Origin of the sequence: uncultured Cetobacterium sp. (assembly GCF_947072685.1) — a bacterium.
Taxonomy (GTDB): domain Bacteria; phylum Fusobacteriota; class Fusobacteriia; order Fusobacteriales; family Fusobacteriaceae; genus Cetobacterium_A.
In genome coordinates this window covers 1-22,600 of sequence record NZ_CAMTIK010000029.1, presented here as the reverse complement: position 1 = coordinate 22,600, position 22,600 = coordinate 1, and the positions used below count along the sequence as shown (strand labels likewise).

The window sequence follows — 22,600 nt, the reverse complement described above, 5'->3', positions numbered from 1 at the left end:
TAGATGGATATTCAGCTATAAATTCAGGTGAAGTTATTGTTATTTAAAAAGAGTTACAACTATTTAATAAAAATAGTTGTAATTTTTTTTATTTATATAGAATAAAGTGTTCTATTAATAAAAAAAATGATATAATAAAGTATGAAAAGTGGGGTGAGTATGTGGATGTCAAATTAGAAAAGAAGAAAATAAAATTAGTTTTAACAATACTTTTTTTTGGGATGGTATTGCCTATTTTCTTAACACATCAGAATTTTAAAATTTATGATTCTATAACTAAAGCACTTGAATTATGGGATAAAGAATATCTCCTAATTGGAATGTTAAAATTAGTTATATTAAATACATTGAGATCAATACCAATGTATATAGCAATTTTTTTACTTTTTGATTCAATAGAGATTATAAAAAATGGAAAAAAAAGGAATTTTGAAAAAGTACTATTAATACTTCCAATAATTCCTATAGCCTATAGTTTAATAAATTTTTTTTACGACATTCAACTTCCGGTTGGAAAAACAAGTATTCTAGGAGTGTTATGGTTTTGTTATTATATAAAATTTGATTTAAAAAGTATAACTTATTTAGAGAAGTCTCTAGTTTTTTTATCTTTTATTGTGGGTCTGCAATGGTTGGATGTAAGTAGATTCTTTAATGTTTTAGGGGTTGGAGAGATAACTTCAGATTTAAATAAAGCGATAAATTTTATGGAGGCAGATGTAATTGTAACTTTAATATGTATTAGTTTTTTCAGCTTTTTTACTTTGTTTTCAGTTTTATTATTACATTTTTTCAAGGGTCAAGAGGAGAGAATTGCTAGATCTAGATCAGAAATGGAAAATAGACATTTAAAAGAGGTTCAGCAACTAGTTCATGATTTAAAAACACCAATTTTTTCGGTAGGTGCACTATTAGAAACACTTACTCTCCAAGAAGAAAATGAAAGAAAAAAAAATTATCTAAAGAAGATGGAAGATTCAATAGAAAAAACAAATATTATGATTAGTGAAATATTGTCTGTAAAATCTGAAAAACCAATAGTTGTTGAGGAAATGATGAAATTTATTTTTTCATTTCTATCAGTTCATAAAAATACTGAAGCGATAACTTATAAAAGTTATTTAAAAAAAGATTATAAACTAAAAGGAAATAGAATTTTATTATCAAGAGCAATAATAAATCTTATTGTTAATTCTTGGGAGGCAAATTCATCTGTTGTAAATATAGTGGTTAAAGATTATAAAAAACGATTGATTTTACAAATAGATGATTGCGGTGATGGAATTGATATCGATAATATAAACGAGTTAATAAAAGAGGGAGTATCTACAAAAAATTCTTCTGGAAAAGGACTAGCTTTTGTTTTTAAAACTATAAAAGATATGGATGGGAAAATATATTTTGTAAGAAGAATAAAAAACGGAACTAAAATTTATATTATTCTAAGGGGGGATGAGTATGGGGAATAATATGTTAATTATAGATGATTCAGAGGATATATGTTTTGCAATAGCTGAATTTTTTTTATACAAGGGATGGAGTGTAGAAACTGCAAATAGTGTAGAAAGATCTTTAGAAATACTAAAGAATAAAAAATTTGATATAATTTTGATAGACTACAATATGCCATATATAAATGGCGCCGTGGGAACAAAATTGATAAGAGTATTAGATAAAGAAGTGGCAATAGTTGCTTTAACGGTGGAGGGAAAAGAGTTTGTAGCAGAAAGATTTTTTGAAGCTGGAGCAGATGACTTTGCAATAAAACCTATAAAAATGTTAGATCTTTATTCAAGAGTGAATGTTCATCTAAATAATAAAAAACGTTTAAAAAGTGAAAATTTTTTACCCAAAGGTATAGATAGAAATACTCTTAATATAGTTTTAGGGTGCTTAAATAGTAGAAAAGAATATAAAGATGTAGATGAAATTTCTAATTTAACTGGAGTTGCTACTAAAACAGTAAATAGATATATGAATTATCTGTTAGACGAAGAAAAAGTTATTTTAAACAACATATATGGAAAGATTGGAAGACCTAAAAAAGAGTACAAGTTAAAATAGAAAAATAAACCCCAATTGTTATGTTAGTTTAAGCAAAGAGGGTTTATTTTTTTATGAGAAAAAAGAGAAAAAAGAGAAAAAAGGAAGTTATATTTACATTGAGATATATATAAGGTATAAATGGTTAGAAATGAAAAGGGAGTTGGTTATGGAAAAAAGATATTTATTAGGAGCAGTAGCAGTAATGTTTTTTTCTTTTAGTAGTTTAAAAGCTGATTTTAAACCATTTGATGAGAATGGAAATATGATTAGAACTGGTAGAGGAGCAGAGGGGAAAGTTGGAATAGTTTCTACAAGTAAGTATGAAGCAAGTAAAATTGGGATGGACGTTTTAAAAGAGGGAGGAAATGCAATTGATGCAGCTGTAGCAGCAGGATTTGCTTTAGGTGTTGCAGAACCAAATTCATCAGGATTAGGTGGTGGTGGATTTATGTTGATAAGAATTGCTAAAACAGGGGAAACAGTATTTATCGATTTTAGAGAGAGAGCCCCGAAAAATTCAGCACCAAAAATGTGGGTACTAGATAAAGATGGAAAAGTAGTGGATAATGAAAAAGTTGAAGGTGGAAAAGCAGCTGGAGTTCCAGGAGAGGTAGCAGGATTATTATATGCTTTAGAAAAATACGGAACTATGTCAAGAGAGGATGTAATTAGACCAGCAGCAAATTTAGCTAAAAATGGCTTCGTTGTTACACCAACACTATCGGGAGATATGAAAAATAAATATGATTTAATGGTTAAATATCCTGAGTTTGGAAAAACATTTTTAACATTGGATGGTTTTCCTTATGAAACTGGAGATACTTTTAAAAATGAGGATATGGCTAAAACACTTGATTTAATAATAAAAAATGGTAGGGATGGATTCTATAAAGGGGAAGTAGCTGAGGCTATTGTTGGAACTTTAAATAAATACGGCGGAGTATTCACAATGGAAGATTTAGCAAATTACGAGCCAAGAATTAGAAAACCTGTTGTAGGAAACTATAGAGGATACGAGATTATATCATCACCAGCTCCAAGTTCAGGAGGAGCGGTAGTTGTACAGATATTAAATATTTTAGAAAACTTCAATGTTGGAGATATGAAAGTAAACTCGCCAGAGTATTTACATCTTTTCTCTGAAGCGTTTAAGTTATCTTATGCTGATAGAGCAAAATATATGGGGGATACAGATTATACTCCAGTGCCTTTGAAGGGATTGACATCTAAAAAATATGCAAAAGATCTATCTAAAGAGATTGATATGTCTAAATCTCAAGAAAGTGTTGCCCATGATCCATGGCAATATGAGTCAGATGATACAACCCATTACTCTATAGCAGATAAAGAGGGGAATATGGTTTCGGTAACTAAAACTGTAAATGGAATTTTTGGAAACGGAGTAGTAGCCGATGGGTATGGATTTGTTCTAAATAATGAAATGGATGACTTTGTTACAGGAGAGGGACATCCTAATTCGGTAGCTTCAGGAAAAACTCCTCTAAGTTCAATGTCACCAACAATTGTACTTAAAAATGGAGAACCATTTATGGTGTTAGGATCACCAGGTGCTACAAAGATTATAAGTACAGTGTCACAAGTAATAAGTAAAGTTGTAGATCACGATATGGGAATGCAGGAAGCTATAGATGCACCAAGAATGTTTGACAATACATCTAATAAGATAAATGTTGAGACAAGAATTACTCCTGAAACTATAGATAAACTAAAGGTTTTAGGACATGAAGTAAATGGAACATCAGAGTGGGATAGAGGAATGGGATCAGTTCAAGGAGTGCTATATAAAAAAGATGGAACATTAGAAGGTGGAGCAGATCCAAGAAGAGACGGAAAAGCACTAGGTATTTAAAAGAGGAGGATGTTATACATGAAAAAAAAATTTACAACAATTTTATTTTTTATTTTAGGAGTACTAACTTTTGGAGAAAAATTTGAGAAACCTATATTATTAACTTCGGTAGGGCAAAGTGCTGATGTACAAATGGTAAGTGTACTATTAAAAAAAGCTGGAGTTGAAGCAACTTTAGATAAAAATATCACTGGAGATAAATTAGGAGTAGATAAGACAGTTGTAATAGCAATTGGAGGAAGTTCAAAAGGACTCGGAGCAGCTGGAATAAAAGTTGAAGATGAGTTATCTAGAACTGAGCAGTTGTTAAAAGTTGCTAAGAATAAAGGAATAAAAATCGTTGGATTACATGTTGGTGGAGAGCAAAGAAGAGGCGAGTTGTCTGATAAATTTGTAAATGCTACTATAGGTGAATGTGACTATTTAATCGTAGTTGAAGATGGAAATAAAGATCAACTATTTACAAAAGTAGCTGAAGAAAAGAGAATACCTTTAGTTCTTGTTCCTAAAATAAGTGGAGCGGTAGAGCCTCTAAAAGAGATTTTTTAATAAGTAGATAGAGCAGCTGCTAAAAATTTTTAGCAGCTTTTATTCAAAGGAGGAAAAAGTGTCGCAAGAGTTGATAATATTTTTAGGAATGATAATAGTCTTTACATTTTCATGTTTTAAACTAAAGTTACCTGTGAGCATAGCTATGGTTTTATCAGCTATAACAGGAACTTTAATAAGTGGTAATGGAATACCTGTAAGACACTTAGTTGAAGGTATGTTTGGATATATTGATACTATTCTTGTAATAGCAACAGCTATGATTTTTATGAAAACTATTCAAGAGATTGGAACACTGAATGCATTGAGTGCATCGATATTAAAAAAGTTTCATTCGATACCATGGGTTCTACTAATTTTTTTAATGATTGTTAGTATGTTTCCAGGAATGATAACAGGGTCTTCAACAGCTGCAGTATTAACAGCTGGAAGTATAGTAGCTCCAATACTTATGTTGGTGGGAATACCAATTGTTGAAACAGCAACAATTATAGCAATAGGTGGAATACTAGGAATGATTGCTCCTCCTGTAAATGTGCCAGCAATGATAATTGGTGGGGGAATAGATATGCCTTACGTAGGATTCACAATTCCACTTCTTTTATTGACAATACCTGTTGCTATTTTTACAGTACTTTACTTAGGATTGAAATATGTAAAGAAAATAAATTATGACGAGATAAAGTCTAAGATAAATTTAGAAGATATAGAAAAATATGGTTGGAAACTTTATTTACCAATAGTTTTGGGTGTTATTTTAATGATTTTAGGAAAAGTTATACCTACAATATTTAATTTAGGAATGCCTTTAATATTTTTAATAAGTGCTATAGTTGGGTTGTTCTGTGGCAGGAAAGTTAATTTTATATCTGTATCCAAAGAAGCTATAAAAGAGACTTTGCCAGTTCTTGGAATACTAATGGGAGTTGGTATGTTTATTCAAGTTATGACACTTACTGGAGTAAGAGGGTTTATAGTTGTAAATAGTTTAAGTTTACCACCAGCAATGATATATGTGGCTATGGCAGTAACAATTCCGTTGTTTGGAGCAGTATCGTCTTTTGGGGCTGCTTCAGTTTTAGGAGTACCATTTTTAATGGTGTTCTTAGCACAAAATCAAATAATAACAGCATCATCAATCTCTTTTTTAGCCGGATTAGGAGATTTAATGCCACCAACAGCTTTAGCAGGGATATTTGCTGCACAAGTAGTTGGATTAAAAGATTACTCACTGGTGTTGAAAAAATCAATTATACCAGCATTGGTAATTATAGTTTACTCTATCTTGTTTATAGTTTTCTCTAAAGAGATAGCTTCAATAATATATTAGAGGAGAGTGATAAAAATGATGTTTATTTATTTAGGAATAACGCTATACATATTAGTTATGGTTGTATTGAATATTTTTGAAGAGAAAAGGTTCTTTAATCAATTAAATGCAGCGTTAGTTATAATTCCTTTAATATTGAGATTATTAATGATAAAATAAAGAGGAGATTGTTGTATGAAAGGAAATAAAACTACTGGAGTTATACTTTTAGCTTGCTCTTTATTGATAGCTTTTACAGCTGGAAAAGAGTTTGAAAAAATGAGGGAACCGGAACCTATTGTAAAAGGTGAAGGAGTAACAGAAATAAAGATGTTAAGTGAATATTTCTCAGATATAAAAGGAACAAATATGGATACAGAAGTTTATATTTTGAAAGGGAAAGAAGATGGGGGGTCAACATTAATTTTAGGTGGAACACACGGTAATGAACCGTCGGGACTTTTAAGTGCAGTTCTATTTATAGAAAATGCCAAAATTGATAAGGGGACTTTATATGTAATTCCTAGAACTAATAATAGTGGTTATACACATAATGATCCTCAAGAGGGATCACCTCAAAAATTTACAATTAAAACTAAAAATGGAGATAGATGGTTTAGATATGGATCACGTGCAACTAATCCGTTAGATCAATGGCCAGATCCAGATGTGTATATCCATGCAAGCTCTGGGCAACAGTTATCAGGAAATGAAACTAGAAATATAAATAGGGCTTATCCAGGAAGAGCAGATGGGACAGCCACAGAAAAAGCTGCGTATGCAATAGTTCAGTTAATAAAAACTGAAAAAATAGATATGACAGTGGATTTACATGAAGCATCTCCAGAATATCCAGTTATAAATGCTATAGTTGCTCATGATAGAGCTATGGTAATCGCATCAAATACAGTGATGAATTTAGAGTTTGAAGATATAGCGATAGGATTAGAACCTTCTCCAGTGAGCTTAAGGGGATTAACTCATAGAGAACTAGGAGATTTTACAGATACATACGCAATTTTAATGGAAACTGCTAATCCTGCTCAAGGTAGGCTTAGAGGGAAAACTAACGAAGCACTTGTGGTGACTGGAGCGGATATGACATATGTAAAAGCACAAAAATTAGGACGTTTATTTGTACCATTTAATGAGAATGGGCATCCACTTAACGAGAGAGTATCAAGACACGTTGGAAGCGTCATGGAACTTATTAAGGTAATGGGTGAAAGCGAATCTGAAAAAGAGATTGTAATAGAAAATGTTCCAACAATTTCAGAAATAAAGGAAAATGGTATAGGAAGCTACTTAAATGAAGAAATAAAAAGATAAGAGGTGAGTTATGGGAACTGTTGTTTTTACTTTAATAGGGATATTTTTTATAAAATTAATTTATGAAAAAATATCTTTAGAAAAAGCTAGAAGAAAAATCGATGTAGTTATTCATGTAAATGGAATAAGGGGGAAATCAACAGTTTCTAGGCTCATAGATGCAGGATTAAGAAATGGGCAAAGAAAAGTTTTTACAAAAGTAACAGGAACATCTCCCAAGTACATAGATATAGATGGAGTAGAAAAAGATATAAAAAGAAAAGGAAAAGCAAATATAAGAGAACAAATAAAAATAATAAAGCAAGCCGCAAAAGAAAATATAGATATTTTGATATTAGAATGTATGGCTGTAAAACCAGAGCTCCAAAAGATATGTGAGGAGAAGATACTCAAAGCAGATATAGGTATAATTACAAATGTAAGAGAAGATCACTTGGATGAAATGGGAGCAACTTTAGATGAGATTGCAAAATCATTAGGACAAATGATTCCTGAAAATGGAAAATTATTTTTAGGAGATGAAAATTATTTTGATTTTTATAAAAAAATAGGAGATATAAGAGAAACAAAAGTTTTTGTTAGTAAGAGATTAAAACAAGAATATGAAGAAATAGACTTTATAGAAAATGTAGCTTTAGCTATAGAAGTTTGCTATTCTTTAGGTGTAGATAGAGATGTGGCATTTGAAAGAATGAAAAGTTACAAAAGAGATTTTGGAGTATTAAGGGAATTGGAATTTGAAAATAAATTTGGAAAAAATATATCTTTTGTAAATGCACTAGCAGCAAATGATCCAGATTCAACACGAAAAATTATAGAGATGTACAATGGCGCTAGTGGTAGAGAAAGAAAAAGATATTTAATGATAAATAACAGAAAAGATAGAGTTAGTCGAATGTATCAATTTATTGAGTTTGCTAAGAGATATGAAAAAGATTTTGAAAAGATATTTATATCTGGAGAAAATAAAAATATCTTTTATAGAGAATTGAAAAATCAGATCTCTAAACTAGAAATAATTGATGGAATTGATAAGTTTGAAATTTTAAAAGAGGACTCAGTAATTTTTGCGGTTGGCAATATTTGTGGAAAGGGAAAAGAAATAGTTAGTTTGATTGAAAATAGGGGGATACATAATGAATGAAACAATTGTAGTTTTAGGAGTTATTTTAAGTATTATATTTTATGAAGTGAGCGAAATGTCACCAGGAGGAATGATTGTACCTGGTTATTTTGCTCTTTTTTCTAATGATCTTAAAAGAATATTTATGACTATAGTCATTTCAATAGGAGTGTTATTTTTAGTAAAAATATTGGAAAATTTTGTTGTGTTATTTGGAAGACGAAAGTTTGCAGTGTATATAGTACTAGTTTTTATTTTAAAAAAAATATTTGGAAATATGAATTTAGAGATACTTATAGGAGCGGAGATAATAGGTATCTTAATTCCAGCAATATTAGCTCAAGATTTTGAAAAAAATGGTTTAAAAAAAACGATACCAGCACTATTAATGCTAACAATTGTAATAAAAAGTATATGTATTTTAGCTGAGGGAATATTGTGAGAAAGAATAAATTGTGTTTATCTAGTTTAGTTATATTAATTTTATTTTTTACAGCTGAAAATATAAAAAGAGATAAACACAGTTATTATAATGAGATGAAAAAAGCTCAAAAGAAAATGACTATACTTTCAAAAGAAGTTTTGAAAGAAAAGAAAAATAGAGGCATTGAAATAGACAGAAAAATAGATCTTAATAGGAGTGGATTATTAGGAGAAGAGTTTACTGGAATAACGACAACATTAGGGGATTTAGACAGTAAAAGAGCATCAACTAATCCGGATTTTGCTGCTTATTTTGTGAAAAAATTTAAGGAGAAAAATTTAGAAAAAGGAGATTTGGTTTATGTAAATATGTCCAGTTCTTTTCCAGGATTAAACCTTTCGATAATTTCAGCCTTGGATATTTTAGAATTGGATGGAATAATAGTTAACTCAATAGGCTCATCGATGTATGGAGCGAATAATGAAGAGTTTACATTTTTGGAAATGGGTCATTTTTTAAAAGAAAAAAAAATGATACAAAATGAGATTAAAGCATATTCTCTTGGTGGAGATGGAGATTTAGGTAAAAATTTTGATGAGGATATTAAAATTGAGATAGAAAAAAGAATAGAAGATTTTAAAATAGAAAAGATAAAAATAGAAGATTTTAAGTTAAATTTAGAAAATAGGATAAAATTTTATAATAGTTTTGGAAGAGCAAAATATTTTGTGAATATTGGCGGAAATTTTTTTCATGCTCAATTAGAAACATATTATAAAAATAAAAATATTCCAGTGTTATCGATGTTAAATATAAAACAGATAGCTAGTGATAATGGAATATCGATAGATGGAAAATTGCTAGAAAAAGATTCAGGTTTATATTATAAAAAAGATAATAAAATAATTTATTGGACTATAATTTTAATATTTTTTGGATATCTATATTTTAGAAGTAAAAAAATAATAAAATTTTTTTAGATAAAATAGAAACCTGAGGTACTTACTATCTCAGGTATTATCTTGTGTTTTTTATTTATTATCTTTAGAAAAATTTACTAATGAAGCTACGTCAGAACTATTTATAAAGGGAAGAGCTTCGTTGATTTTTTCGATACTCCAATCCCACCATCTAAGATTTAGAAGATTTGAGATTTCCTGCTCAGAAAATCTTTTTCTTATTAAAGTTGCAGGATTTCCTCCTATAACTGTATAGGGGGGGACATCTTTAGTAACAACAGCCCTAGCTGCAATAATAGCTCCATCACCTATCTTAATTCCAGGCATAATAATGGCTTCAGTTCCTATCCAAACATCATTTCCAATTATAGTATCACCTTTTCTTTGAAAGCTATTTTTAGCATTGGGAAAAATTTTAGAGTCAAAGGGGTATGCTGAAATCCATGAATGATTATGACCTTGATTACCAGCCAACATAAATATAACTCCAGAAGCGATAGAACAAAATTTTCCAATTCTAAGTTTATCAAATTCAAAATTTTCACCAAAAATATCTTTATAATTTTTAGTACTTCCATCTCCTAAAAGGTATCTTACACATTGATCTTCAAAAGATTTATCGTGATAATAACCAGAATAGTATGAAAATTCACCGACTGTAATATTAGGGTTTTCAATATGATCTTTTAGTTGTACAGATTGCAACCAAGTTTCAAAAATTTGTTCGTTCAATTTAAATAACTCCTTTAATAGTTTTTATTTAAATTATATAATAAGATATATTTTTTGCAAGAAAAGTTTAATAGGTATTGAATAATAATTAAGGAATGTATTAAAAGTTAAATAGGAGGCCTTTATGAAAAAAATAAGTTTATTTTTGATTCTGAGTTCTTTAGTTTTATCTTTAACATCTTGCTCTAACGCTGATTTAGAAAATATTTCAAAAGCTCTTGCAGAGACTAACAGTACTGCTACGGGAAATAAACCATCAGAAATGATTAGAAATACAGCTGTTGAAAATGCAATTTTAGAAGCCTATAATCTTCAAAGGGGAGTAGATACAGTTTACTATTATTATACTAAAGTTGATTTAAATGGTGACAATATTCCAGAATATTTTATTTATGCTTATGGACCTGAGTTGAGCGGATCTGGTGGAGGATCAGCTTTGATTTTGAGTAATAACTTTAAAGAGATATCGAGATTTACTTTAGTGAGAACACCTATTACAATAAGTAGAAATAAAACAAGAGGTTGGAAGGATATAATAATGCAAGTATCTGGTGGAGGAGCAAATCCATCAACAGTTGCAATGAAATTTAATGGTGAAAGCTATCCATCTAATCCATCAACACAACCAGCACTATCTCCTAATGATTATGTTGATGGTACAAGAATATTTACGGAGAATATGTCAGTTAATAGAGGCTTAAAAATAGAATAGGAATTTATAATAAAATGAAAGGTAATTAGAAAAATTTAAACTTTACAATTAATTGTTAGAGATTCAAATAATTTGTTTTTACTTTAAATAAAAAATATGATAAAATACTCCAAAAAAGGAGTTTTTATGAACGCATTTATACTGGGAGTTACATCAGCTTTATTTTTTTCGATAACATTTATACTAAATGAACATATTAGTTCAACCCAAGGGAATTTTTTATGGACAGCATCACTTAGATATATTTTTATGTTACCAATTCTATTTTTGATTCTTTTAAGTAAGAAACAGATAGCAGATGTTTTTCAATGTATAAAGGAATATCCCATGAAATGGTTAGTTTGGAGTACAGTTGGGTTTGGACTTTTCTATGTTCCGCTATGTTTTGCGGCTAATTATGGTGAAGGATGGCTAGTTGCATCAACTTGGCAGATAACTATAATAACAGGTGCTTTAATGACACCGTTTATTTCAAAACAGAAGATGCCAACAACCTTTTTAAAGCTTTCAACAATTATTTTGTTAGGAATAGCAATAGTGCAACTTGAAAATTTTAAAGTGATTTCTTTAAAGGATGGACTATATGGAATTATTCCAGTTATAATTGGAGCATTCGCATATCCTCTTGGAAACAGAAAAATGATGATGGTTGTGAAAAATAGATTAAACTCAACTCAAAGAGTGTTTGGAATGACTTTGTGTAGTTTACCATTTTGGCTAGTTATATCTTTTTTAGGTTTTCATACAAGTGGAATTCCATCGACAAACCAAGTTGTAAGCTCTTTATTTGTGGCTGTATTTTCAGGGGTTATAGCAACGACTATATTTTTTAAAGCCACGGATTTAGTGAAACATAATCCAAACAAATTAGCGATAGTTGAAGCAACACAAGCTACTGAAATTGTTTTTACAATACTAGGTGGAGTCGTTTTAGGAGCTAATCTCCCAAGTAGCTTTTCTATATTAGGAATAGGGATTATTATTATAGGAATTGTTGTAAGTAATTTAAAAAGTGTATAAAAATATAAAAGAGGCTGATTTTCAAAGAAAAGGTCTATTTTTTAAAAAGAAAAAACGGTAGAAAAATCATAAGATTTCTCTACCGTTTTTTTTAGAAGTTAAAAAATAAATCAATAGTCTCATCATCTGGTTTATCTCCCAGATAAGATCCCACAACAAAAACAAAAATACTCATAAATATTACGGGAACAATTTGGTGCATACCTGAGAAGTTAATTTTAAAAACAGAAAAATAAATGTATGAAGACACACCAAAAACCATTGATGAAATAGCTCCCACGGCATTGGCTCGTTTCCAGTATAATCCTAAAATAATAGGACAGAAAAATGCAGATTCTTGACCAGCTAGGGCAAATAAGTTTATCCAAACTAAAAGTTCAGGAGGATCAAGAGATAGAAAAAACACAATTAAACCAATCAAAAGAGATGTAAATAGAGATAGTTTCTTTATCTTTTTATCATTTGGATTTGGGTTTATATAATTTATGTATAAATCTTTTACAATTGTAGCCGATGAAAGTATTAGGAAAGAATCTACAGTTGACATTATAGCTGCCAGAGGACCACCAATAAAGACACCAGCTAAAATTGGATGTAAGTTACTGATTGCAAGGGATGGAATGATTTTATCTCCGATAGTAATGCCTGGGGAAATAGCCACTCCCATAACTCCAATTAAATGCATAACTAACATTAAAACACCGACCACCGAAGTACCAATGATCATTGCATTGTGCATAGATTTACTATCTCTAAACCCCATACAACGAACTGTGGTAGCGGGAAGACCCAAAATAGCAACTCCAACTAACATCCAAAAGGATAAGATAAATGGTTTAGCAATAGCTCCGCCAGAATCAGGAGTCAATAAATCCGGATTTATACTTTGAACAGTTCTCATTATATTCTCCATTCCACCACCTGCTTTTAAAATAGTGTAAAAGAGTATTCCAGAAGCAACCAGCATAACCCCGCCCTGAATAGCATCGGTTAAAGCAACAGCTCTAAACCCACCAATTGTGGTATATGTAATTATAACTGCAGAAAAAATAGTAAGTCCAACTATGTATGGAAGACCTGTTACACTTTCAAAAAGTCTAGCTCCACCAACAAAGTTAGCAACAATAGTACCAATAAAAAATATAAGCATAATTACTGATCCAAGAATAACAACGATGTCATTTTTATAACGGGCTCTTAAAAGATCAGTGATGGTTACTCCTCCAATTCTTCTGGAGATAATAGCCAATCTTTTTCCTAAAATACCTAAAGTTAAAAAAGCTGTAGGAGTCTGTATACAAGCTAACAAGACCCAACCTAAACCAAGTTTATAAGCAACCCCTGGTCCACCAATAAAAGAGCTGGCACCTATATATGTAGCAATAATAGTCATTGCTAGAACAAAACCACCCATATTTCTGCTTCCAATAAAGTATTCTTCCATAAAGTTTACATTCTCACGATGTTTTATTTTATTGACCTTCCATGCTACACCTAGCATTAAACAAAGGTAAATAATAATAGGTAAAAGTATAAGCATCAGTTCCTCCTAATCTAAATCAATATCTTTAAAAAAAATCTTAACGGCTAAAAAAACAAGTATATTTATAACAACTAGACCTAAAACGCATGAGTAAAAAAACCAGCTAGGTAAACCAAAAATAAAGATATTGGGTTCAGATTTATAAATATATGCAAAGTAGTACCACCAAGCAAAATAAAAGAGATAAAGTAAGCAGGTAATAATAGCTTCCTTGTTAATTTGTTTTGAATTCTTCATTCTATTTCCTCCAAAAATTAATATAAAAAGAGAGAGCATATTCTTGCTCTCTCTGGATTTAAATTACTATGACCTTTCGCTTTTTAATTTTTCAGCCATAACTTTAGCGATATGCTCTAATTTTTTTTGATCTTCAGGAGTTGGTTCTCCTTTTGATTCAACAGGTTCAGCGATAAGTTCTAGGCCAGGAAGCGAGTCTGCAAAAGCTTGAATACCTCTTACTCCACCACCGCTCCAAAGCATATTTCCAAAGATTCCTAAATATCTATTCTTTAAACCGTAGTTTTTAAGTTTATGTAAAAGCCCATGTAAAACAGGATAAACATCATTGTTGTGTGCTGCGGATCCAATAATAAGCCCTTTATACTTCCAAATATCACTTATAATATATGAGTGATCAGTTTTAGAAGCGTCATATATTTTTATATTTTTTATTCCATTCCAAGAAAGCTCTCTAGCTATAACATTAGCCATCTTAGCAGTTGTTCCATAAAGAGTACCATAAACAATAACTACACCTTCTTCTTCAGGAGTAAAACTAGCCCAATTAGCAAAGTGGTTGATAACTACAGAAACATCTTTTCGCCATAAAATACCATGAGAAGGACAGATATATTTAATTTCTAATCCGCTTAATTTCTTAATTGCATTTAAAACTTGTGGTCCATACTTTCCAACAATATTTGCATAGTATCTTCTCATTTCGCTTTCATAAAAAGAGAAGTTTATTTCATCATCAAAAATACCACCATCAAGAGTACCAAAACTTCCAAAAGCATCATTTGAGAAAAGAATTTTATCAGTCATATCATATGTAACCATAGATTCAGGCCAGTGAACCATAGGAATCATGGCAAAAGTTAAAGTATGAGTACCTAAACTTAGAGTATCTCCCTCTTTAATACATAGAAACTTAGTTTCATCAAATGTTGGCATAAAAGCTTTTATCATTTTTAAAGTGATTACATTTCCAACAACTTTTGCTTCAGGGAAGTACTCAATAACATCCCCAAGAGAACCAGAGTGATCAGGCTCCATATGGTTAACAATGATATAGTCAAGTGGCTTGCCTTTTAATATTCCATTTATTTTTTCAATAAATAAACCTGCGGTAGAAAAATCTACTGTATCTATTATACATGTTTTTTCATCATTTATTAAATATGAGTTATAAGCAACTCCTTGTGGTAATGGTAAATAGTTTTCAAATCTTTCAGTTTTTCTATCGTTGGTTCCGATCCAAAAAACTTTTTTTGTAACAGGTGCATGGTAATGCATAGAAACCTCCTTAATGATTATAATTAATTCTATACTAGTCATTTATATTTTAATCTAAAATCATTAAAAATTCAACTATAATTATATAAATAAGATAAAATTAAATTGTATTTAACAAAAAATATACAAAAATAATATAAAATGTACAAAAGAGTTTAAAAAAAGTTTTACGAAATATAAAAGTGGTGGTATAATCAATTAAAAAAGAAGAACATAAAATAATATAGGGGTGGCTAATGAATCCGATATTTTTACAACTTGGAAGTTTGAAAATAAGTTATTATGGTTTATGCTATGCGTTGGCATTTTTTATAGGAATTGAACTTTTAAAAAGAGAAGCGACTGCGAAAGGAATAAAAAAAGATATTATTGAAGACTATGCTTTTATAGCGATGATGTCTGGTCTTCTCGGTGGACGTCTTTATTATGTACTTTTTAATTTAAACTATTATCTTGCTCATCCGGCTGATATATTAGCGGTTTGGAAGGGTGGGATGGCAATTCATGGAGGAATATTAGGTGGATTTATAGGAACGCTAATATATGCTCACAGAAAGAAATTAAATGCCTTTTTACTAGGTGATATGGTGGCTCCTTTACTTTTATTGGGACAAGCGATTGGGAGATTTGGAAATTTAGCAAATGGTGAAGTTCATGGGGTTCCAACATTTACACCGCTTAATATAATATTTAGATTAAAACCAAGTTTTTACGAGTGGTATACTCAGTATAATGCCATGGGGATACTTGATAAATCAAAATATAAGGAGCTTGTGCCATGGGGATTAGTTTTTCCAACTACCTCGCCTGCAGGATGGGAATTTCCAAATTTACCTTTACATCCGGCAATGCTATATGAAGCTTTATTGAATTTTATAGGTTTTTTATTTTTATACTTTATTTTGAGAAAAAAAAATTATGCGACAGGAACAATATGGTGGTCATATATAGTTATATATAGTCTAAATCGTATATTTGTGAGTTTCTTTAGAGCCGAAGATTTAATGTTTTATGGGTTTAGAGCCCCGCATGTTATAAGTTTTTTAATGATGTTTTTAGCAGTAATTATTATAATTATTATTAATAAAAATAGGGAGTGAGGGAGAATGAAAAAGGTTATAGGATTATTACTAATGATTACAGTTTTATTTGGAGGGTGTACAAGCTTAAATACAAAAAAACAAAGATTGGTTGGGAAAGAGTATATTCTTGTTCAAGAAAATTCAATACCCAATGTTCTAATCGGATTTGATGAACATAACTTTTATGGTTTTTCAGGCTTAAATAATTATTTTGGAAGATATGAAAAAAATGGAAATAAAATAAAACTTGAAAAATTAGGTTCAACTTTAATGGCGGGTTCTGATAAGGTTATGAAAATGGAAACAGAGTATTTAAACAAAATAGAAAATGTACAAACATATTCGATAGAAGAAGATATTTTAATATTAAAACTTAATGATGGTGAAATATTAAAATATAAAGAAAATAAAAAGTTAGGAAAAAAATAAAAAAAGACCCATAAGATTAGTATTTCCAATTTGATACTAATCTTGTGGGTTTTTTATATTTACTTCAAAATTTTGCAAAAATATGATATCGATTCTAGTAGCTATTATTAATTATAGCTCCCATTTGATTATTTTGGCACCTTTATTCTGCATTTCTAAAAGAGCACTCTCAGAATCCTGAGGGGATAAGTTTACTCCTTTACACCCATTTGATACAACTCTAACATCAAAGCCTAGTTCTAGAGCATCTAAAACGGTGTGTTTAACACAGTAATCAGTTGCTAATCCAAGAATAAAAAGCTCATCAACTGAGTTTTTTTTTAAAATTTTAAAAAGGTCAGTTTTTTTTAATTTTCCGTTATCAAAAAAACCACTATATGAATCTATCTCCAAATCAGTACCTTTATACACTATATTTTGGATTTTAATTAAATCAGGATGAAACTCAGAACCAAAACTATTTTCAATACAGTGGTTTGGCCACCAAATTTGAGGAAGATTGTTTAAAATTCCAACTTCACCAACAGCACCTCCAGAATTACTGGCAAAACTTTTATGAGTAGATGGATGCCAATCTTTAGTAGCTATAACTAAAAAATTATTTTGATTAAAATATTCAATTATATTATTAGCAATAGGAATAATTTTATTAGCATCAGTTACAGCGAGACTTCCACCTTCACAAAAATCATTTTGAATATCAACAACAATTAAAGCTTTCAAATGATATCTCCCCCTAAAATTATATATATGTAAGTATAGCAGTTAATATAAAAAATGTAAAATAAAAAAACTTGGCAAAAATCGTGTAGATTTGTTATTATTAATTATAAATAAATTATAATAGGAGGGCTTATATGAATGTATTTTTAGGAGTGATGTTTTTTGTTTTGGGAAGTTTAGCAGTATATGTTTTTCAGAGAAAAAAATATACAAAAGTGACTGAAGAGGATCTCGTATGTGAAGTTGTACAAAAGGCTTTTATAAGAGAGAAACTTTCAGATCATAATGAACATAAATTAGTTAGAGAACTTTTAAAAAGTGACGCTTTTATAAAGGATTTATCTTTAACTGCAAAATATAAAGGGATGATTGTTGGATACATACTTTTTACAAAAGTAAAAGTAGGAGATGAGACATTATTAGCACTAGCACCACTGGCAGTATTACCGAAATTTCAAAAAAAAGGTATCGGGAAGAGTCTTGTAGAAAAGGGACATGGGGTTGCGAAGAAACTTGGGTACAAGGGAGTTGTTGTACTTGGGCATCCAGAATACTATGCAAAATTTGGATATGAACCTGCTTCCAAATGGTCAATAAAAGCACCTTTTGAAGTGAAAGATGAAAATTTTATGGCTATTGAATTAATACCAGGAGGGTTAACAGATGTGAGTGGTATTGTGGAATATGCCAAAGAGTTTGGATTATAAATAAAAAGGAGGGTGTTTTATGAAAAATAATTTTGATAAGTATGTTGAGAGAAGAGGAACAGATTCTAGAAAATGGAATTTGACAGGAATGTTAGAAATGGCTCAATACGTAGATGATGAAAGTATACCTATGTGGGTTGCAGATATGGATTTTAAGGTGCCAGAATTTGTTGTAGAAAAATTGGAAAAAAGAGTAAAAGAACAAGTATTTGGTTATAATATTGTTGGAGAAAGTTATTATGAAAGCGTAAAATACTGGCTAAAGAAAAAAAATAACTGGAGCATAGAACAGGAATGGATAGTTCCAACAAGTGGTGTTGTACCTGCTCTTTGTTTCTCAGTAAGAGCCTTTACAGAGGAGGGAGATGGAGTAATTGTTCAAAATCCTGTTTATCCTCCATTTAGAAATTCAATAGAACTAAATAACAGAAAAGTCATAAATAGTTCATTAAAGTTAGTAAATGACAGATATGAGATGGATTTTATAGATTTAGAAAGAAAATTTAAGGATCCAAAGAATAAATTATTTATCTTGTGTAGCCCGCATAATCCTGTTGGGAGAGTCTGGACAGAAGAGGAGTTAAAAAAGCTAGTTACATTGAGTATTGAAAATAATGTAATCATAGTTTCAGATGAAATTCATAGCGATTTGATATTATTTAAAAATAAATTTACTTCATTGGGAACTTTAAATTTAAAAAATTTAATAGTTTGCACTTCAATTAGTAAAACATTTAATCTTGCAGCACTAAAAGCATCAAATATAATAATTTCAGATGAAAGTTTAAGAGAAAAATTTAAAGAAGAGATGTTTAAAGTGGGGTTAAAACCAGTTCCAAATATTTTTGGTGCAATAGCTACAGAGTCTTGTTATACAGCTGAGGGAGAAGAATGGTTAGAAAATTTAAAAAAATATTTAGAAAATAACTATGAATATTTAAAAAAATATTTAGAGGAGAATATACCTAGTATTAAATGTACGTCATTAGAAGGAACATATCTAGCATGGTTAGATTTAAAAGGTTTAAATTTAACAGAAGAAGAATTAGTAAATAAAATTGAAAAAGAAGCCAAAATAGTTATAGATGGGGGGCATATCTTTGGAGAAGAGGGAAAAGGATTTATTAGACTAAATTTTGCTTGTCATAGAGATGTACTGAAAGAAGCTCTAGAAAGATTAAAAAAAGTATTTTAAAAAAATGCAGAGTGACCCCTGCATTTTTTTTATACTATTTTACAAATTTCGTTAAATTTTAGTCGACGTTCTCTAGGAGTTAAAGTTTTTGTTTCATCAAAATATCCAATTGAAACTAGCATAACAACAGTTTTGCTCTCATCTATTTCAAAAATTTCCTTAATTTTGTCTTCATTAAAGCCAATCATAGGATGAGTATCCACACCAAGATTTTTAGCACATAACATTATACACATAGCTAAAAGAGAGACATCTCTAACAGCCATAGCATTTCTTTTAACTTCTGTAGGGTAGAGAACAGTTTCACACATCTGTATGACACTGCTAACTTTATCTTCACTCATTCCTAAATCTATTTTTGTATTCCACATGGGGTTATCTCTTCCATAACCAAAAGTATCGCCTATTAATATGAGAGTCATTGGAGCCTCTAAAATTTTTGGTTGAGAACAGGCAGTAAAAAGCTTGGTTTTAGCTTCAGAAGATTTGACAGCAATAATCTCCCATGGCTGAAGATTAAAAGCCGAAGGAGCAAGGATTGCTTCATTTATAATCTCTTCAAAAAGTTTTAAGTCTAGCTGTTTATTGGGGTTAAAAAAATTAACACTTCTTCTTTTGGTAAGAACTTCTTTAAATTTCATACATACACCTCCATTAAGACGTTCTGGTAATATATACGAAGATTCTGATAAAAATCTTTTATTTTAAACGATTATTCTGGGGATTCTTTTGTTTAATAGAGTGGTATATTCATAGTGGGCCATATTTAAATGTTTATTGCTCTCTTCAAAATTTTTGTAGATTTCAACGATATCACCTTCTTTAACAAAATCATCAATAAGAATAAAAGAGGTGTCCATACTTACATGAATTATTTGATAAGTTTTTCCGTTTATATTACAACAAATATTGGTATTTATTTTTGAAAATCCATCCCCATAACCCAATTTTATTTTGGCAACCTTACTAAAATTACCTACATTTAAATCATCTATTCGTTCATAACCGATAAAGTCTAAGTGGTCAAAGTTTTTAATATTATAGACAGGTCCTGATAAAGACCAAGATCTTTTTATATTGTTGTCAATAAGACCAATATCAACCATTCCAAGAACGCTTATTCCGCATCTGACATGAGTAGATCCTTCTCCGACATTTAGTAAAGTTGCAGCACTATTTTGTGAATGAATTATTTTAAAACGATTTTTTCCAATATAATTGATGGCTTCTATAAGATTTTTTTGTATTTGAAGCATCTCTGTAGGAGATGAAGCAAAAAAATGAGTCATAGCTCCTTTAAAGAAGATATTGTTACTTGTAACTAAATTTTTAATTTCTTCAAATTGGCTGTCATAAATTCCATTTCTAGCAAATCCAAAATCAAATTTTAAATGTAACTGATTAAAATCCAATTTTAAATCGAGAGCCTCTTGAAACTCGTCGAGACTATTAATAATCATCTCTAAATTTTTGTGTCTATTTAGAAGCGAAAGATCTTCAAGAGTTTCAAAAACTAAAATTTTTATGTTAGAAAAGTTTAGATTTAGTATCTCCATAGCTTCAGACTCTCTCGCTACTGCAAAATATCTGCATCCTGCTTCAATTAAAATGGGGATTATTTCGATTAAACCGTGTCCATATGCGTTAGCTTTAACAACAGTAATTACTTCTTTATTACTAGCAATCTTGATATAGTTGAAATTGTGAATTATATTGTTTTTATTGATATAAATTTTAAAACTATCTCTACCCATGCAAGCCACCTCTTTATAAAATTATTTACCATTATTATTACCACATAATTCTTTAAATTTCAAAAGAAATATTGTAAAATAATTATCAAGGAGATGATTTTATGAAAATAGAAATATTAGTTTCAGCGAAGGAAGCTTTAAATAAAGATTTTAAAGGCAAAAATGTAGTAGTAATAGATGTTTTAAGAGCTACTACAGTTATGATTACAGCTTTAAAAAATGGAGCTGAGAAAATATATCCATTCAAAGAAATAAAAGAGGCTATTGAAAAAAAAGAAGAACTTAAAGATGGACTTTTAGCGGGTGAAAGAAAGGGTCTTAAAATTGAAGGGTTTGATTTTGGCAATTCACCTTTAGAATTTACGGAAAAAAAAATAAAAGGAAAAGTTATTTGTATGACAACGAGTAATGGAACACGAGCTATTGAAAATTCACAGAGTGGCGATAATATTTATATAGCATCATATATAAATGTCTCTTCGGTTGTAGAGAAAGTATTAAAAAATGAAAAAGATCTAATTATAGTTTGTGCAGGGACAGAGGATGAGTTTTCACTAGATGATAGTTTATGTGCAGGAATCATTGCAAATAAAATATTAGAAAAAAGAAGTGTTTTAATGGACGATTTCACAATATCTTTACAAAACTTAGCTAAGTATTCTAAAAATATTAAAGAGGTTTTAAAAGATAGTAAACACTATAGTTATTTAAAAAAAATAGGCTATGAAAGTGATTTAGACTATTGTTTAACTTTAGATTGTTGTGATATAGTTCCAGAGTATAAGAATAAAGAGATAAAAGGAGAATATTGAGTGCTAGGGATTGTTAAAAAGGAAAATAAGTTTTAGAATAAGTTAATTAGAAGAGAGGGGGAGAGTGTTATAAATAAAATTATTCTAATTTCTGTGTATATTTTATTTCTGTTTAGAGTTTATGCTTCATCAATTGAGTTTGAAGATAAAAAAATGATATTAAAAAATGATTTTTATAGTATTGAAGCAGTCCATATAAAAGATAATAAAATAAAAACATATAAAGAGTTTTCTAAAGAGCTTGGACTTCAAATTAAAATTAGTTTTGATAATGAGGAGATTCCTCAGGAGATTTTAATTTTAGATGGTGGAGAACAACTGACAGCAATAATAAAAGATTATGAGATTGAAAATTTATATTTAAAGGTAGGAGATACTAAAAAAGCAGTTCAAAAAGATGAAATTGATATGACTATTATAGAAAATATAGCGGAACAAATAAAATCTCCATTTTTTATAGATGAATTATGGTATCGAATTCAAGAGAGGGAAAAAGTTGAAGAAAAATAATATGTTTTTTAAAAAAATTGAGTTAACTAGTGAAGAAGGATGTTATTCAATATATTATTTAAATAATGATGATGAGATAGAGTATTTAAATATCTCTTACAATAGTTTTATTAGTAGAAATGAAGATGAATATAAATATATAGAGTATTATTTAGATGATGAATACTCTTTAGAGTATTGGGAATTTTCTTTAGAGAATGTTGGAGTTATTAGAAGTATTTTTAATGAATCCTCTTATGAAGATATAACTTTTGATA

Annotated in this window: 26 protein-coding genes; 19 read left to right on the top strand and 7 right to left on the bottom strand. The window is 29.7% G+C overall.

Translation table 11 applies throughout. The features are described 5' to 3' along the window. Positions 1-161: 161 nt before the first annotated feature. The 10 genes from Q0V67_RS09295 to pgsW all read left to right on the top strand — a co-directional run bounded on the left by Q0V67_RS09295 (position 162) and on the right by pgsW (position 9,630). Entirely contained in the window at positions 162-1,469 is a 1,308-nt protein-coding gene (locus tag Q0V67_RS09295; RefSeq protein WP_297598973.1) for an ATP-binding protein, read from the top strand. Then, positions 1,459-2,064 carry a response regulator gene (locus Q0V67_RS09290; RefSeq protein WP_297598971.1) on the top strand — a complete coding sequence of 202 codons (606 nt, stop codon included), beginning with the start codon at positions 1,459-1,461 and terminating at the stop codon, positions 2,062-2,064. The genes Q0V67_RS09295 and Q0V67_RS09290 overlap by 11 nt, the downstream gene beginning before the upstream one ends. 148 nt (positions 2,065-2,212) lie before the next feature. Further along, positions 2,213-3,916 (top strand): gamma-glutamyltransferase, encoded by a 1,704-nt coding sequence (gene ggt, locus Q0V67_RS09285; RefSeq protein WP_297598969.1) that lies wholly within the window; start codon positions 2,213-2,215, stop codon positions 3,914-3,916. Between the two features lie 18 nt (positions 3,917-3,934). After that, positions 3,935-4,465 (top strand): DUF6305 family protein, encoded by a 531-nt coding sequence (locus tag Q0V67_RS09280; RefSeq protein ID WP_297598967.1) that lies wholly within the window; start codon positions 3,935-3,937, stop codon positions 4,463-4,465. A 58-nt stretch (positions 4,466-4,523) separates the two neighbouring features. After that, positions 4,524-5,795, top strand: a complete 1,272-nt coding sequence (locus tag Q0V67_RS09275) for a TRAP transporter large permease subunit (protein ID WP_297598965.1) — start codon at positions 4,524-4,526, stop codon at positions 5,793-5,795. 15 nt (positions 5,796-5,810) lie between these two features. Then, positions 5,811-5,954, top strand: a complete 144-nt coding sequence (locus Q0V67_RS09270) for a hypothetical protein (RefSeq protein ID WP_297598963.1) — start codon at positions 5,811-5,813, stop codon at positions 5,952-5,954. A 15-nt stretch (positions 5,955-5,969) separates the two neighbouring features. Further along, the gene (locus tag Q0V67_RS09265) at positions 5,970-7,103 is read left to right on the top strand and encodes a succinylglutamate desuccinylase (RefSeq protein ID WP_297598961.1); all 1,134 of its coding nucleotides are present in this window, start codon (positions 5,970-5,972) and stop codon (positions 7,101-7,103) included. A 10-nt stretch (positions 7,104-7,113) separates the two neighbouring features. Continuing rightward, a complete protein-coding gene (gene pgsB / locus Q0V67_RS09260; RefSeq protein WP_297598959.1) occupies positions 7,114-8,247 on the top strand; it encodes a poly-gamma-glutamate synthase PgsB in 1,134 nt (377 codons plus the stop codon). Next, on the top strand, positions 8,240-8,668 hold the full coding sequence (gene pgsC, locus Q0V67_RS09255) for a poly-gamma-glutamate biosynthesis protein PgsC (protein ID WP_297598957.1): 429 nt from the start codon (positions 8,240-8,242) through the stop codon (positions 8,666-8,668). Before pgsB ends, pgsC begins: the two co-directional genes overlap by 8 nt. After that, on the top strand, positions 8,665-9,630 hold the full coding sequence (gene pgsW, locus Q0V67_RS09250; protein WP_297598955.1) for a poly-gamma-glutamate system protein: 966 nt from the start codon (positions 8,665-8,667) through the stop codon (positions 9,628-9,630). The genes pgsC and pgsW overlap by 4 nt, the downstream gene beginning before the upstream one ends. A gap of 51 nt (positions 9,631-9,681) precedes the next feature. On the opposite strand, the gene Q0V67_RS09245 is transcribed toward pgsW, so the two are convergent. Further along, positions 9,682-10,329, bottom strand: coding sequence for a CatB-related O-acetyltransferase (locus tag Q0V67_RS09245; RefSeq protein ID WP_297598975.1), 648 nt, complete (start codon positions 10,327-10,329; stop codon positions 9,682-9,684). A gap of 136 nt (positions 10,330-10,465) precedes the next feature. Between Q0V67_RS09245 and Q0V67_RS09240 the strand changes: the two genes are divergently transcribed. Further along, complete coding sequence (locus Q0V67_RS09240) at positions 10,466-11,053, top strand: hypothetical protein (RefSeq protein WP_297598952.1); 588 nt, start codon at positions 10,466-10,468, stop codon at positions 11,051-11,053. Positions 11,054-11,179: 126 nt separating this feature from the next. Then, positions 11,180-12,073, top strand: coding sequence for a multidrug resistance efflux transporter family protein (locus Q0V67_RS09235; RefSeq protein ID WP_297598950.1), 894 nt, complete (start codon positions 11,180-11,182; stop codon positions 12,071-12,073). 91 nt (positions 12,074-12,164) lie between these two features. On the opposite strand, the gene panF is transcribed toward Q0V67_RS09235, so the two are convergent. From panF to Q0V67_RS09220, 3 genes are all read right to left on the bottom strand, one after another. After that, positions 12,165-13,613, bottom strand: a complete 1,449-nt coding sequence (gene panF, locus Q0V67_RS09230) for a sodium/pantothenate symporter (protein WP_297598948.1) — start codon at positions 13,611-13,613, stop codon at positions 12,165-12,167. A 9-nt stretch (positions 13,614-13,622) separates the two neighbouring features. Continuing rightward, the gene (locus Q0V67_RS09225) at positions 13,623-13,853 is read right to left on the bottom strand and encodes a YhdT family protein (protein WP_297598946.1); all 231 of its coding nucleotides are present in this window, start codon (positions 13,851-13,853) and stop codon (positions 13,623-13,625) included. 66 nt (positions 13,854-13,919) lie between these two features. Continuing rightward, positions 13,920-15,131, bottom strand: coding sequence for an FprA family A-type flavoprotein (locus tag Q0V67_RS09220; protein ID WP_297598944.1), 1,212 nt, complete (start codon positions 15,129-15,131; stop codon positions 13,920-13,922). Between the two features lie 236 nt (positions 15,132-15,367). Here Q0V67_RS09220 and lgt point away from each other — a divergent pair, with 236 nt between their 5' ends. After that, positions 15,368-16,231: a prolipoprotein diacylglyceryl transferase gene (lgt, locus tag Q0V67_RS09215; protein ID WP_297598942.1), complete on the top strand. Its 864-nt coding sequence runs from the start codon at positions 15,368-15,370 to the stop codon at positions 16,229-16,231. A gap of 6 nt (positions 16,232-16,237) precedes the next feature. Continuing rightward, the gene (locus Q0V67_RS09210; protein WP_297598940.1) at positions 16,238-16,642 is read left to right on the top strand and encodes an META domain-containing protein; all 405 of its coding nucleotides are present in this window, start codon (positions 16,238-16,240) and stop codon (positions 16,640-16,642) included. Positions 16,643-16,753: 111 nt separating this feature from the next. Here Q0V67_RS09210 and pncA read toward each other — a convergent pair whose 3' ends face one another. Next, positions 16,754-17,365, bottom strand: a complete 612-nt coding sequence (gene pncA, locus Q0V67_RS09205; protein WP_297598938.1) for a bifunctional nicotinamidase/pyrazinamidase — start codon at positions 17,363-17,365, stop codon at positions 16,754-16,756. Between the two features lie 134 nt (positions 17,366-17,499). On the opposite strand from pncA, the gene Q0V67_RS09200 reads away from it, so the two are divergent. Beyond that, complete coding sequence (locus Q0V67_RS09200) at positions 17,500-18,072, top strand: GNAT family N-acetyltransferase (protein ID WP_297598937.1); 573 nt, start codon at positions 17,500-17,502, stop codon at positions 18,070-18,072. Positions 18,073-18,091: 19 nt separating this feature from the next. After that, positions 18,092-19,267 carry a MalY/PatB family protein gene (locus tag Q0V67_RS09195; RefSeq protein WP_297598935.1) on the top strand — a complete coding sequence of 392 codons (1,176 nt, stop codon included), beginning with the start codon at positions 18,092-18,094 and terminating at the stop codon, positions 19,265-19,267. Positions 19,268-19,296: 29 nt separating this feature from the next. Here Q0V67_RS09195 and Q0V67_RS09190 read toward each other — a convergent pair whose 3' ends face one another. Beyond that, positions 19,297-19,908, bottom strand: a complete 612-nt coding sequence (locus tag Q0V67_RS09190; protein ID WP_297598933.1) for a nitroreductase family protein — start codon at positions 19,906-19,908, stop codon at positions 19,297-19,299. A gap of 63 nt (positions 19,909-19,971) precedes the next feature. Further along, a complete protein-coding gene (locus tag Q0V67_RS09185; RefSeq protein WP_297598931.1) occupies positions 19,972-21,021 on the bottom strand; it encodes an alanine racemase in 1,050 nt (349 codons plus the stop codon). Positions 21,022-21,122: 101 nt separating this feature from the next. Here Q0V67_RS09185 and Q0V67_RS09180 point away from each other — a divergent pair, with 101 nt between their 5' ends. From Q0V67_RS09180 to Q0V67_RS09170, 3 genes are all read left to right on the top strand, one after another. Next, complete coding sequence (locus Q0V67_RS09180) at positions 21,123-21,833, top strand: 2-phosphosulfolactate phosphatase (protein WP_297598930.1); 711 nt, start codon at positions 21,123-21,125, stop codon at positions 21,831-21,833. A 153-nt stretch (positions 21,834-21,986) separates the two neighbouring features. Further along, positions 21,987-22,343, top strand: a complete 357-nt coding sequence (locus Q0V67_RS09175; protein ID WP_297598928.1) for a hypothetical protein — start codon at positions 21,987-21,989, stop codon at positions 22,341-22,343. Continuing rightward, positions 22,330-22,600 (top strand): hypothetical protein (locus Q0V67_RS09170; RefSeq protein ID WP_297598926.1); only part of this gene is annotated, 271 nt, incomplete at its 3' end. The genes Q0V67_RS09175 and Q0V67_RS09170, both read left to right, overlap by 14 nt.

Excerpts from the sequence above, each read along its gene's own strand:
- Q0V67_RS09220 (WP_297598944.1), bottom strand. The coding sequence starts at position 15,131 with ATGCATTACCATGCACCTGTTACAAAAAAAGTTTTTTGGATCGGAACC.
- Q0V67_RS09180 (WP_297598930.1), top strand. The coding sequence starts at position 21,123 with ATGAAAATAGAAATATTAGTTTCAGCGAAGGAAGCTTTAAATAAAGAT.
- Q0V67_RS09175 (WP_297598928.1), top strand. The coding sequence starts at position 21,987 with ATGATATTAAAAAATGATTTTTATAGTATTGAAGCAGTCCATATAAAA.
- Q0V67_RS09280 (WP_297598967.1), top strand. The coding sequence starts at position 3,935 with ATGAAAAAAAAATTTACAACAATTTTATTTTTTATTTTAGGAGTACTA.
- Q0V67_RS09265 (WP_297598961.1), top strand. The coding sequence starts at position 5,970 with ATGAAAGGAAATAAAACTACTGGAGTTATACTTTTAGCTTGCTCTTTA.
- Q0V67_RS09200 (WP_297598937.1), top strand. The coding sequence starts at position 17,500 with ATGAATGTATTTTTAGGAGTGATGTTTTTTGTTTTGGGAAGTTTAGCA.
- Q0V67_RS09195 (WP_297598935.1), top strand. The coding sequence starts at position 18,092 with ATGAAAAATAATTTTGATAAGTATGTTGAGAGAAGAGGAACAGATTCT.
- Q0V67_RS09225 (WP_297598946.1), bottom strand. The coding sequence starts at position 13,853 with ATGAAGAATTCAAAACAAATTAACAAGGAAGCTATTATTACCTGCTTA.
- lgt (WP_297598942.1), top strand. The coding sequence starts at position 15,368 with ATGAATCCGATATTTTTACAACTTGGAAGTTTGAAAATAAGTTATTAT.
- pgsB (WP_297598959.1), top strand. The coding sequence starts at position 7,114 with ATGGGAACTGTTGTTTTTACTTTAATAGGGATATTTTTTATAAAATTA.
- Q0V67_RS09270 (WP_297598963.1), top strand. The coding sequence starts at position 5,811 with ATGATGTTTATTTATTTAGGAATAACGCTATACATATTAGTTATGGTT.
- panF (WP_297598948.1), bottom strand. The coding sequence starts at position 13,613 with ATGCTTATACTTTTACCTATTATTATTTACCTTTGTTTAATGCTAGGT.
- Q0V67_RS09190 (WP_297598933.1), bottom strand. The coding sequence starts at position 19,908 with ATGAAATTTAAAGAAGTTCTTACCAAAAGAAGAAGTGTTAATTTTTTT.
- Q0V67_RS09210 (WP_297598940.1), top strand. The coding sequence starts at position 16,238 with ATGAAAAAGGTTATAGGATTATTACTAATGATTACAGTTTTATTTGGA.
- pgsC (WP_297598957.1), top strand. The coding sequence starts at position 8,240 with ATGAATGAAACAATTGTAGTTTTAGGAGTTATTTTAAGTATTATATTT.
- Q0V67_RS09240 (WP_297598952.1), top strand. The coding sequence starts at position 10,466 with ATGAAAAAAATAAGTTTATTTTTGATTCTGAGTTCTTTAGTTTTATCT.
- Q0V67_RS09235 (WP_297598950.1), top strand. The coding sequence starts at position 11,180 with ATGAACGCATTTATACTGGGAGTTACATCAGCTTTATTTTTTTCGATA.
- Q0V67_RS09185 (WP_297598931.1), bottom strand. The coding sequence starts at position 21,021 with ATGGGTAGAGATAGTTTTAAAATTTATATCAATAAAAACAATATAATT.
- Q0V67_RS09290 (WP_297598971.1), top strand. The coding sequence starts at position 1,459 with ATGGGGAATAATATGTTAATTATAGATGATTCAGAGGATATATGTTTT.
- ggt (WP_297598969.1), top strand. The coding sequence starts at position 2,213 with ATGGAAAAAAGATATTTATTAGGAGCAGTAGCAGTAATGTTTTTTTCT.